Genomic DNA, 11804 nt, shown 5'->3' with positions numbered 1-11804 from the left:
GCTACTCACAGGTTGTACTGTTTGCGTTTGCGGTACAGCGTCGAGGCGTCGATGCCCAGTGTCTTGGCGGCCTGGTCGAGGGTATCGCTGGTGGCCAGCACGGCGCCGATATGGGCTTTTTCCATTTCGTCCAGGCTCAGCGCGGCACCGATGCGCGGTGTACTGTTGGTCGGTTGTTCGGCCATGCCCAGGTGACTGATCTCCACGCGCTCCTGGGGACAGATGATGCTCGCGCGTTCGACCACGTTGCGCAGTTCGCGGATATTGCCCGGCCAACGGTAGTTGAGCAGGGCTTCGCGGGCTTCATCGCCGAAGCCGCGCGCCGGCCGCGCGTACTCCTTGACGAAGCGGGCGAGGAAACGGTCGGCGAGCATCAGGATGTCTTCACTGCGTTCGCGCAGGGGCGGCAGGTGCAGGGTAATGACGTTCAGGCGGTACAGCAGGTCCTCGCGAAAACGCCCGTCGCGGACCATGTCTTCAAGGTTGAGGTTGGTGGCGGCGAGAATCCGCACATCGGCTCGCCGGGTCACCGGATCGCCCACGCGCTCGTATTCCTTGTCCTGGATAAAACGCAGCAGCTTGGGTTGCAGGGTCAGCGGGAAGTCACCGATCTCGTCGAGGAACAGGGTCCCGCCATCGGCCTGGTTGACACGGCCCAGGGTGCTTTCGCTGGCCCCGGTGAAGGCCCCGCGGCTGTGGCCGAACAGCTCGCTCTCCATCAGCTCGGCGGTCAGCGACGGGCAGTTGATGGTCACGCAGGATTTCTTCGCCCGCTTGCTCCAGCCGTGGATGGCACGGGCCAGTTCGCCCTTGCCGGTACCGGATTCGCCCAGGATCAGGATATTCGCATCGGTACCGGCCACCTGTCGGGCGGTTTCCAGCACGGCCATCATCGATGGGCTGTGGGAGTCGAGGCCGTCCTTGGGCTGGCGGACTTCGCCTTCGAGGGCTTCGAGGCGGGCGGACAGCTGCCGTACTTCCAGCTGCTTGGCCGTGGCCAGGCGCAATTGGTCGGGGCTGCAGGGTTTGACCAGGTAATCGGCGGCACCGGCCTGGATGGCGTCTACTGCGGTGTCCACGGCGGAGTGGGCCGTGACGATCACCACGCGCATCCAGGGCGCCTGGATGCGCATCTGGGCCAGGACATCGAGGCCGTTGTCCTCGCCGAGGCGCAGGTCGAGGAAGCACAGGTCGAAGACCTGGCGCTGCAACAGGGTGTCGGCCTGGGCCGCGCTGTTCGCCGTGGCGACGGTGTAGCCCTCGTCTTCCAGGCAGTAGCGAAAGGTGCGAAGGATGGCGGATTCATCATCTACCAGCAGAATACGGCCTTGATGTTCCGTGGCTGACTCCATCTCCCATGCTCCTTTAGTAAAAGTTTCCAGTCTGTTCCGGAAATATCCGGCACGTTAGAGAGCTGCTTCTGATTGACCTGATAACAAGCAGGGTAACGGTCTCAGCCGCTGATTGCTAACCCGCTGATTTGAGGAATTTTTTAGGCTCTTTCCTTCCGACAGTTGGCTTCTCAGCTAATTCCTACTGATTTCCTGACTATTTATTCTTGAATTTAGGTCATTTCCTACGGAGACATCGTGCAATACGCACGACTGTATGACGAGCATCGTGCAGGATGCTGCCTGATCAATTTGAGATATTTTTTAACTATTTGATTTTATTGATGTTTTATCAATAAAAAAGCTGGCATGCAGGCTGCAACGTTCCTCCCAAGAGCGTTTCCAGTGATCGGCCTCGTTTATCTCTCCCGGCCCTGGAACACGCATCATTGTCTCGGAGGAGTTTCAGGATGAATCGCCCACGTGCCGCCCATCTCCATCTCTCGCCACTGCGCCTGCAACAAGGATTGTTTGCGGTGCTGGCGTTACTGGTCACGCTGATTGCCGGCCAGCAATTTCAACGCTGGAACCAGGCCAGTGCCCAGGTCCAGCGCCTGCCCGCGCATAGCCTGCAACAGACTCATTTCAGTGCGCTCGGTGCCAGCATCAGCGACCCCACCTCCTACCGCCTGACGTCGGTCGATCAAGCCCAGGTGCCTGACGAACCGTTTCAGCAGCGTTGGGTGTTCTAGGCAAGAGCCGGGCTGTCGGACGGCAGCCCGGGCGCAGTACCCGGGGCAGTAAAGGCTGCACCCAAAACGTATAAGTTGAGGAGAATCACCATGTTGAGCTGGGCAGTCACATTCCTGATCATTGCCATTGTCGCTGCGGTATTGGGCTTTGGTGGCATCGCTGGTACCGCCACCGGTATCGCCAAGATCCTCTTTGTCGTATTCCTGGTGATGTTCGTGGCTTCCTTCCTGTTCGGACGCCGCGGTCGAGGTTGACCTTGAGCCACCGCCGCCCGGCTGTCGGGCGGCCGCTCCTGCCATTGCCCTATAGACGTTTGCTGCTTTAACCCTATGTCGTTCCGACATTAAGTGGCATTTTTAGCGGGTGCATTTTTCCGATGCGACCGTACGTCTAGAAATACCCTCTCTGTTTTCCCCCATTTTTGATTGAATTTGTAGGATTTTCTTACTTGTCTGACCTTGATTCAGTCTTGGGGCACAGAGGGAAAAATGCTCTGTAATGGCCGGTCTACGGCACGGTTTCCGGCTGAAATGGCCTGTTTAACCGGGGCGAAACGGTCGTATTGTTAAACAAATGTCATGCCGATTCGGCATGGGGTAGGCGTTTACGGCATTAGACGTCCCCCCCTTGCATGGGAATAGTTGCGCCTTTTTTCGCCTGCCAAAAAGCCATCAGGCTGGTGGGCGATGACCTTCCATGGGGGACAGGTGCCGCTTCCGGGGCTGCGCAAGCGCAACGGTGAGGGCTTCTGTCCGACTCCACTTGAAGCAAGGGTAACGACATGAAGAAGGCAAAGCTCAGCCTCGCCTGGCAGATCCTTATCGGTCTGGTACTGGGGATCACCGTGGGCGCGCTGCTCAACCATTTCAGCGCCGAGAAGGCCTGGTGGATCGGCAACGTCCTGCAACCGGCAGGCGATATCTTTATCCGCCTGATCAAGATGATCGTCATCCCGATTGTCATTTCCTCGCTGGTGGTCGGTATTGCCGGCGTCGGCGACGCCAAGAAGCTGGGGCGTATCGGCCTCAAGACCATCGTCTACTTCGAGATCGTCACCACCATCGCCATTGTGGTCGGCCTGTTGCTGGCCAACGTGTTCCACCCGGGCTCGGGCATCGACATGAGCACCCTGGGCACGGTGGATATCTCCAAGTACAAGGCTACCGCCGCGGAAGTGCAGCATGAGCATGCGTTTATCGAAACCATCCTCAACCTGATTCCTTCCAATATCTTTGCCGCCATGGCTCGCGGTGAAATGCTGCCGATCATCTTCTTCTCGGTGCTCTTCGGCCTGGGCCTGTCGAGCTTGCAAGCCGAGTTGCGCGACCCGCTGGTGAAGATGTTCCAGGGCGTCTCGGAAAGCATGTTCAAGGTCACCCACATGATCATGAACTACGCGCCGATCGGTGTATTCGCCCTGATCGCGGTGACCGTCGCCAGTTTCGGCTTCGCGTCCTTGCTGCCGCTGGCCAAGCTGGTGCTGCTGGTCTACGCCGCCATCCTGTTCTTCGCCTTTGCCGTGCTTGGCCTGGTAGCCCGTCTGTTCGGCTTCTCGGTGATCAAGCTGATGCGCATCTTCAAGGAAGAACTGGTGCTGGCCTACTCCACCGCCAGTTCCGAAACCGTGTTGCCACGGGTGATCGAGAAGATGGAAGCCTATGGCGCGCCGAAAGCCATTTGCAGCTTCGTGGTGCCGACCGGCTACTCCTTCAACCTCGACGGTTCGACCCTGTACCAGAGCATCGCGGCGATCTTCATTGCCCAGCTCTACGGCATCGATCTGTCCATCAGCCAGCAGTTGCTCCTGGTGCTGACCCTGATGGTGACCTCCAAGGGGATCGCCGGGGTGCCGGGCGTGTCCTTCGTGGTCTTGCTGGCGACCCTGGGCAGCGTCGGCATTCCGCTGGAAGGCCTGGCCTTTATCGCCGGTGTCGATCGGATCATGGACATGGCGCGTACCGCCCTGAACGTGATCGGCAACGCCCTGGCCGTGCTGGTGATTTCCCGCTGGGAAGGCCTGTACGACGATGCCAAGGGTGAGCGCTACTGGAACTCCTTGCCGCACTGGCGCAGCAAGTAACCGCTGCCGACGGGCGAAGCTTCCAAAGGCTGATCGCTACTCCAGACAAACCCCGGACTTTCCGGGGTTTGTTGTTTCTGGCCCGACCGCTATCATTCGCCGCATCTTCAAGGAGTTTTCCCGATGCTCAATGGCCTGTGGCTTGGCTTTTTCGTGGTGGCGACCGTTTCGGCGCTGGCTCAGTGGCTGGTGGCTGGCAATCACGCGATCTTTGCCGCGATGGTGGAAAGCATCTTCGCCATGGCCAAGCTGTCGGTGGATGTGATGGTGCTGCTGTTCGGCACCCTGACCCTCTGGCTTGGCTTTCTGCGGATCGCCGAAAAGGCCGGGATCGTCGACTGGCTGGCCAAGGCCCTGGGCCCGTTGTTCAGCCGCCTGATGCCGGAGGTGCCGCGCGGTCACCCGGCCATCGGCCTGATCACCCTGAACTTCGCCGCCAACGCCCTGGGCCTGGATAACGCCGCCACGCCCATCGGCCTCAAGGCCATGCGCTCCCTGCAGGAGCTCAACCCGAGCCAGACCGTGGCGAGTAATGCGCAGATTCTGTTCCTGGTGCTCAACGCCTCGTCCCTGACCCTGTTGCCGGTGACCATCTTCATGTACCGCGCCCAGCAAGGCGCGGTGGACCCGACCCTGGTGTTTTTGCCGATCCTCCTGGCCACCTGCGCTTCGAGCCTGGTCGGCCTGCTGTCGGTGGCGGTGATGCAGCGCCTGCGCCTGTGGGACCCGGTGGTGCTGGCCTACCTGATTCCCGGCGCGTTGATGCTGGGCGGATTCATGGCCGTGCTGGCCGGGTTGTCGGCTGCGGCGTTGGCCAACCTGTCGTCGATTCTCGGCAACCTGACGTTGTTCGGCCTGATCATGCTGTTCCTGGTCATTGGTGCGTTGCGCAAGGTGAAGGTCTACGAGGCCTTTGTCGAAGGGGCGAAAGAGGGCTTCGATGTCGCCAAGAACCTGCTGCCGTACCTGGTGGCGATGCTCTGTGCGATTGGTGTGTTGCGGGCTTCCGGGGCACTGGATTTTGGCCTCGACGGCATTCGTCACCTGGTGCAGTGGGCCGGTTGGGACACGCGCTTCGTCGATGCCTTGCCAACGGCGATGGTCAAGCCATTCTCGGGCAGTGCGGCGCGGGCCATGCTGATCGAAACCATGAAGACCCAGGGCGTGGACAGCTTCCCGGCGCTGGTGGCGGCGACTATCCAGGGCAGCACCGAAACCACCTTCTATGTGTTGGCGGTGTATTTCGGTGCGGTGAATATCCAGCGGGCGCGCCACGCGGTGGGCTGCGCCTTGCTGGCGGAATTGGCAGGTGTCGTGGCGGCAATCGGGGTCTGCTACTGGTTCTTCGGCTGAAACCTGCGCTTGCCGGTGGTTGCGATGCAAGATTCACCGCCGCCATCGCCGGCAAGCCAGCTCCCACAGGTCGGTGTCTCGCCGCCACCTATCGCCAAGCCCGGAACCCTGTAGGAGCTGGCTTGCCAGCGATAAGGCCTTCAGCGTTTCGCCGAAGCCTCGCCTTGCCGCACCGCCCAGTCGATCATCTGCGTCATCAGCTTGTCGCCGGCCTGGCCGAAGCCCGCGACCACGCCGGGCACTTGCTTGTCACTGATCGGCTGGCGCACTTCAAAGCGCCGGCTGGCGAGGATCCGCTGGTCAATGGCGCGGACCATCCGCGCATCGAAGCGGATCACCACTTCAGCCCCCTGCCCCCGGTATTCGGTCTGGAACGCCTGCAACTCGCCCCCCAGTTCGAAATCCGCCTGCAGGTTGCTGTCGTCGGTGCTCAGCAGCCGGACCCGACCGTCGCGCTGGAAGGCATCGAGGATCCGGTTGCGCAGCAGCACCGGCGCCGGATCGCTCCAGCGTGAGGCCTTGTAGTGGCTGATCAGGTCGCCCTGGGGCACCACGGCGATACTCGGGCTGTTCAAGGCGTCACTGGCAATCGGCTTGGCAATGCGCAACGACCAGTTGACCGGCAGGCTGTTGGGCGCCGGAATGCTGTTCTGCGCCGTCGGCAGGCGATAGACATCCGCCGGGTCGGCCTGGGGCAGGATCGAGCAGGCACTGCTCAAGGCCAGGCCGACAACCAGGGTCAACTGGCTCAATACACGAGGGGTACGCCTCATGGGGTGAATTCCTTGTTCTTGTCACGGCCCAGCAAGTAGCCGCTGGGGTTGGCGTCCAGGCGCTTGGAGATGGTGCGCAGGGAACTGAGGGTGTCACGCAGTTCGCGGATCGTCGGGGCCAGTTCATTCATGCCCTGCAAGCCACTGTTGAGCGAATCCTGGTTGTTGCTCAGCAGGGTATTGAGAGTCGCGGTGCTCAGCTCCAGGGATTGCATGGCCCGTTCGGCGCTGCCGAAGGCTTGCTTGCCCTGGTTGTCGAGCAGGCCATTGGCGTTGCGCATCAGCGCGGTGGTCTGTTCCAGGGTGGCGCTCACCTGCTTGCTGACCTGGGTCATCTGCTTCAGGGTCTGGCGGATATCGTCACGTTGGCCGGCAATGGCCCCGGTGGCCTGCTGGAGGTTTTCCAGGGTCTGGCTGACCTGACCGACATTTTTCTGCGAGAACATTTCGTTGGCGTTGTGCAGCAGCAGATTGATCCCGCTCATCAGGTCGTTGCTGTCGTTGAGCAGGCGCGAGATCGGCGATGGTGAAGCGATGATCTGCGGCAGGTTGCCGTCCTTGCCCTTGAGCTCGGGACTCTGCGGCGTGCCGTCGCTGAGCTGGATCAACGAGGTGCCGGTGATCCCGGTCAGGGCCAGCTTGGCCCGGGTGTCTTCCTTGATCGGCGTGTCGCCGGTCAGACGGATGCGCGCCAGCACGCGGCGTGGGTCTTTCGGGTCGAGGCTCAGTTGCAGCACGTCACCGACCTTGATCCCGCTGTACTGCACCGGGCTGCCCTTGGACAGGCCGCTGACCGCCTCATTGAACACCACCTCATAGTCCTTGAACGCGGTGTCGACACTGGACTTGGCCAGCCACAGGCCGAACAGCAACGCGGCCACGACCACCAGCACACTGAACAGGCCGATCATCACATGATGGGCACGGGTTTCCATCTCATCCCTCCTTGTGCGGGGTTACCGCGTCAAATGCGGCGCGGCCACGCGGGCCATGGAAGTATTCGTGAATCCACGGGTCGTCGGTGTCGGCGACCCGGTCGATGGCATCGGCCACCAATACCTTTTTCTGTGCCAGCACCGCGACCCGGTCGGTGATGGTGTAGAGGGTGTCGAGATCGTGGGTGACTAGGAACACGCTCAGGCCCAGGGCATCGCGCAGGGTCAGGATCAGTTGGTCGAAGGCCGCCGCGCCGATGGGGTCGAGGCCGGCGGTGGGTTCGTCGAGAAACAGGATGTCCGGGTCCAGGGCCAGGGCACGGGCCAGGGCGGCACGCTTGATCATGCCGCCGGACAGCGACGCTGGGTATTTGTTGGCGGCCGACAGCGGCAGGCCGGCCAGGGCCAGCTTGACCGCCGCCAGGTGCTCGGCATCGCGCCGACTGAGGCCGGCGTGTTCGATCAACGGCAGGGCGACGTTCTCGGTGACCGTCAGCGAGGAAAACAGCGCGCCTTTCTGAAACAGCACGCCGAAACGCCGCTCGACCTGGGAACGGGCCTGTTCCGAGAGGCTGCGCAAGTCCTGACCGAACACCCGGACGCTGCCCTCACTGGGTTTGCGCAGGCCGACGATGCTGCGCAGCAGCACCGACTTGCCGCTGCCGGAACCACCGACCACGGCGAGGATTTCGCCGCGATAGAGGTCCAGGTCGAGGTTTTCGTGGACGCTCTGGCTGCCGAAGCGATTGCACAGCCCGCGCACTTCGATCACCGCCTCGCTCGGCGCCCGTGACGGTCGACTCACCAGCCCATCTCCATGAAGAACAGCGCGGCAACGGCATCGAGCACGATCACGATAAAGATCGACTGGACCACGCTGGAGGTGGTGTGGGCACCGACTGACTCGGCGCTGCCGCTGACCTTGAAACCTTCCAGGCAGCCGACGGCGGCGATCAGGAAGGCGAAGACCGGTGCCTTGACCATGCCGACGAGGAAATGCTGGACGCCGATATCGGCCTGCAACAGCGACAGGAACATCGCCGGCGAGATCCCCAGGGCCACGGCGCAGACCACGCCGCCGCCGACAATCCCGCAGAGCATGGCGAGGAAGGTCAGCATCGGCAGGGCGATCAGCAGGGCCAGGACCCGGGGCAGCACCAGCAATTCCATGGGGTCCAGGCCCAGGGTACGAATGGCGTCGATCTCTTCGTTGGCCTTCATCGAGCCGATCTGCGCGGTGAAGGCGCTGGCGGTGCGCCCGGCCATGAGGATGGCGGTGAGCAGCACGCCGAACTCACGCAGGAAGGAAAACGCCACCAGGTCGACGGTAAAGATACTGGCGCCAAAGCTTTTCAGTACCGTGGCGCCGAGAAACGCCACCACGGCGCCCACCAGGAAGGTCAGCAGGGCGACGATGGGGGCGGCGTCGAGGCCGGTCTGTTCGATATGGGCGACGGTCGGGGTGATGCGCCAGCGCCGGGGGTTGAAAATCCCCCGGGCCAGGGTTTCGATGATCAGGCCGATAAAGCCCAGCAGTTGCAGGGTGTCCTGCCAGACGGTATCGACGGCCCGGCCGATGCGCGCCAGCACCTGGATGCCAGCCGCTTCTTCGGGTTCGCGCAGCGGTTCGCAGAAATCTGCCAGCGAGCAGTACACGGTCTGCAACAGGGCGCGGTCGGCGGCACTGATGCGGCAGTCCGGATGTTCGGCCGAGCGGCTCAGGCGTTCGGCGCCGAGCAGCTCCACCAGCAGTGACGCACCGGCGGTATCGAGGGCGCCGAGGTCATTGAGGTCGATGTTGGTGCTGGCGTCGTATTGGCCAAGCAACTGGGCGGCGCGCTGTTTCAGGTTGGCGTAATGGGCCAGCGTCCAGTCACCACTGATCCGCAGGCGCGCAGGACTGCTTGAGGTGTCCAGGTGGGCGGTACCGGCCATTGCGCTAATGATTGAAAGCTCCGTGCCTAGCAGACATTGATACTGGCGACTGTAATAGCACGATCTTGCCCCCGATCTCTAGTGAGGCGCGTCCTTCACCTCGAAGCGCAGCACGCCGAGCATCTGGCCGTCCTCGGTAAGGACCCGTACTTGCCACTTGCCAGTGGGGTCGGCGGGGAAGTTCTGCTTGTGGGACCAGGCGCGATAACCTTCCTTGCGCCCACCATGGATATCCAGGGCGATACGGTCGACCTCCTGACCGTTGAACTGCCAGACATGGTAGATCCGCTCGTCCAGTCCCCGTGGTGCATTGATCGCGGTGTAGGCGTAGAGACCATCCTTGCGCACCTGGCTGGTGGTGACTTCGTCCAGGCCTTCGCCCGGCGTGCGGTCTTGCAACTCGGTGCTGACCGCGACGGCGCTCATCCACAAGGTCGCCGGCGGTACCCACGAACGCAGGAACCAGCCGGCGCTGCCGATCGCCAGGGTCACGCCGATCAGCATCAGCCAACCGTGCCAACTGCGCAGTGGCAGGCTCACCGCCAGGCTCGGGATCGACAACAGCAGGGCGGTGCCCAGGGCCAGCTGGTAACTCTGGGCGGTGGTCAGGTGCAGAATGATCGGCAGCGCGGTGAGCAGCGCGGCGAACAGGGTCAGGGTATGCAGCCCCAGCAGTAGCCAGCGCTTGGGCGAAACCCAGTCGTAGTACAGCGGGTCGATGATCGAGACCAGCGCCGCCGCGCCGAGCAGCCCGGTGAAGACCAGCTGGCCGCTGTTCCAGGTGGTGGTAATGAAAAAGAACGGCAGGACGAAGGACAGGCTTTCCTGGTGGATCATCTGCGTCGCATAACGCAGCAACGGCTCGGGGATATCGCGCTTGAACACCCGGCTGAAAAATTGCGTGAAGACGTTCTCCATCATCAACCAGATCCAGCTCACCAGCAGGACTACCGCGACCCAGCTGGCCATGCTCTGCTGGCGATCGACCAGGATGAAACTGCCGATACCGGAGCAGAAACCGAAGGCCGCGATCACCCCTGGATAACGCTTCATCAGTGCGAGGAGGCGTTGGATGTGCAGGGTCCAGTTCGGCATTCGGCGGTTCACAGTCGGGCGGTTGAAATATCGCGACACAATACCGTTTCAGGCGCGATTAGTCGTGTTGCCGATGTCCTCGATCGCGAGCAATCGAGGATTTGTGTCGTGTGCAGAATTGGCTTTCACACCGTACTGTAGGAGCAAGCTTGCTCGCGATGAACGATAACGCGGTTTACCGTCGACGACGAATCCACCCGCCCAGCAGCACCAACCCCACCAGGGCGGCGCCCAGCCCCATCAGCTGTTCTTCACTGAACAGCGGCTTCTCGATCCGCACGTATCCCGGCTGGCTGAACAACTGATGCAGCGCCCGGTTGGCCTCTTCCAGCGTCACCGCCCGCAGGGCCTGGGCCGGGTCGGCAAAATGGCCGTTCTCATAATCGCCCAAGGCTCCCCAGTAGTAATCGGCCAGAGCGCTGTTGCCCTGCACCGCCCAGGCCTGGCGGGCGATGGCGGCCTGTTGCAGGCGGGCGAATGTCGCCGGGTCGAGCCCGTCCTTCAGCAGCTGGGTCGTGAGCTGCTCCAGCACCTGCCGGGCCTCGTCCAGGTTGTCGCGCTCGACATCGGCGTTAACGCTGAAAAAGCCGACGCCGCCGAGCACTTCGCGTTCGCTCCATGGCCCATAGGAGAGGCTGTGGTCCAGGCGCAAGTGCCGATACAGCGCCCAGTCCAGATAATCCTTGAGCAGGTCGAAGGTTTCGTCGGGCATACCCTCCACTACCGGCTCCGGGAATAACCAGTGGATTTTCGCCCCGTTACCGACCCAGCCTCGCGGCAGCTCGCGTTGCGCGGCGGCGGCCTGGTCATGGATTTCCGGCAGCGGCAGGTGGTCATTGGGTTCGATCGGCTCCAGTGCGCCGAAGGCCCGGTCCAGGTACGCCGGGAGCAGGCGATCAAGCTCGCCGACCATGATCAGGGTCATGTTGTTTGGCGCGTACCAGTTCTTGCGCACGGCCTCCAACTGTTCGCGGGTCAGGTGCTGGACATCGGCGCGCTCGGCGCATTTGAGCCCCAGCTCCACCGCCAACTGCTTGCTGGCGCCGTGGCCGAGGTCCTGGTTGTCCAGCCAGCGTTGCAAGTGCGAATAATGGCCGCCCTCCTCGCGCTCCACCACCTGCTTGGCGGCGGTGATGGCGCTGTCGGTGAGTTGGGTTCGGGTGATGATCTCCAGCAGCAGGTCGAGGATCTTGCGCTGGTTCGCGGCCGGGGCCTCGATCACAAAGGTGGTGTCGGCGTTGCTGGTAAAGGCGTTCCACTCGCCGCCCAGGGCTTGCATGCGTTCTTCCAGGCCGCCTTCGCCGCTGGCGTCGACGCCACTGAACAACAGGTGTTCGAGCAGGTGCGGCAGTTCCTTGTCGGCGCATGAAAAGTCGTCGAAACCGACGCCCACCACCAGACGGATCGCCACATGGCCGCGTTCGCTGCCGGGTTTGAGCAGCAGCTGCAGGCCGTTGGGCAATTGATAGCCCTCGACCTGGAAACGATCGAGGGCAGCGGCGTGCAGGGTATTGAGCAACAGACAGGCGAACAGCAGGCAACGCATAAC

The 11804-nt window shown here is 62.3% G+C and carries 11 protein-coding genes; 4 read left to right on the top strand and 7 right to left on the bottom strand.

Annotated elements, in window-relative coordinates:
- Window positions 1–5 precede the first annotated feature (5 nt).
- A complete protein-coding gene (algB, locus tag HX866_RS24635; protein ID WP_177093768.1) occupies window positions 6–1352 on the bottom strand; it encodes a sigma-54-dependent response regulator transcription factor AlgB in 1347 nt (448 codons plus the stop codon).
- A 449-nt stretch (window positions 1353–1801) separates the two neighbouring features.
- Between algB and HX866_RS24630 the strand changes: the two genes are divergently transcribed.
- From HX866_RS24630 to HX866_RS24615, 4 genes are all read left to right on the top strand, one after another.
- On the top strand, window positions 1802–2083 hold the full coding sequence (locus HX866_RS24630) for a hypothetical protein (RefSeq protein WP_177093767.1): 282 nt from the start codon (window positions 1802–1804) through the stop codon (window positions 2081–2083).
- A gap of 90 nt (window positions 2084–2173) precedes the next feature.
- Window positions 2174–2338 (top strand): DUF1328 domain-containing protein, encoded by a 165-nt coding sequence (locus HX866_RS24625; RefSeq protein WP_177093766.1) that lies wholly within the window; start codon window positions 2174–2176, stop codon window positions 2336–2338.
- A gap of 527 nt (window positions 2339–2865) precedes the next feature.
- On the top strand, window positions 2866–4164 hold the full coding sequence (gene gltP, locus HX866_RS24620) for a glutamate/aspartate:proton symporter GltP (RefSeq protein WP_177093765.1): 1299 nt from the start codon (window positions 2866–2868) through the stop codon (window positions 4162–4164).
- A gap of 123 nt (window positions 4165–4287) precedes the next feature.
- Complete coding sequence (locus tag HX866_RS24615; protein ID WP_177093764.1) at window positions 4288–5517, top strand: nucleoside recognition domain-containing protein; 1230 nt, start codon at window positions 4288–4290, stop codon at window positions 5515–5517.
- A 140-nt stretch (window positions 5518–5657) separates the two neighbouring features.
- Here HX866_RS24615 and HX866_RS24610 read toward each other — a convergent pair whose 3' ends face one another.
- From HX866_RS24610 to HX866_RS24585, 6 genes are all read right to left on the bottom strand, one after another.
- On the bottom strand, window positions 5658–6290 hold the full coding sequence (locus tag HX866_RS24610) for an ABC-type transport auxiliary lipoprotein family protein (protein ID WP_177093763.1): 633 nt from the start codon (window positions 6288–6290) through the stop codon (window positions 5658–5660).
- On the bottom strand, window positions 6287–7225 hold the full coding sequence (locus HX866_RS24605) for an MlaD family protein (RefSeq protein WP_177140571.1): 939 nt from the start codon (window positions 7223–7225) through the stop codon (window positions 6287–6289). Before HX866_RS24605 ends, HX866_RS24610 begins: the two co-directional genes overlap by 4 nt.
- A gap of 1 nt (window position 7226) precedes the next feature.
- Window positions 7227–8030, bottom strand: coding sequence for an ABC transporter ATP-binding protein (locus tag HX866_RS24600; RefSeq protein ID WP_121135781.1), 804 nt, complete (start codon window positions 8028–8030; stop codon window positions 7227–7229).
- On the bottom strand, window positions 8027–9160 hold the full coding sequence (locus HX866_RS24595) for an ABC transporter permease (protein WP_177093761.1): 1134 nt from the start codon (window positions 9158–9160) through the stop codon (window positions 8027–8029). Before HX866_RS24595 ends, HX866_RS24600 begins: the two co-directional genes overlap by 4 nt.
- Before the next feature lie 78 nt (window positions 9161–9238).
- Complete coding sequence (locus HX866_RS24590) at window positions 9239–10255, bottom strand: DUF5924 family protein (RefSeq protein WP_177140570.1); 1017 nt, start codon at window positions 10253–10255, stop codon at window positions 9239–9241.
- 175 nt (window positions 10256–10430) lie between these two features.
- The gene (locus tag HX866_RS24585) at window positions 10431–11801 is read right to left on the bottom strand and encodes a M16 family metallopeptidase (protein WP_177140569.1); all 1371 of its coding nucleotides are present in this window, start codon (window positions 11799–11801) and stop codon (window positions 10431–10433) included.
- Window positions 11802–11804 lie beyond the last annotated feature (3 nt).

It is taken from the genome of Pseudomonas gingeri, from assembly GCF_013386165.1.
Lineage (GTDB): Bacteria > Pseudomonadota > Gammaproteobacteria > Pseudomonadales > Pseudomonadaceae > Aquipseudomonas > Aquipseudomonas gingeri_C.
The sequence above is the reverse complement of the archived record's forward strand: the minus strand, read 5'-3'. Positions and strand labels throughout refer to the sequence as shown.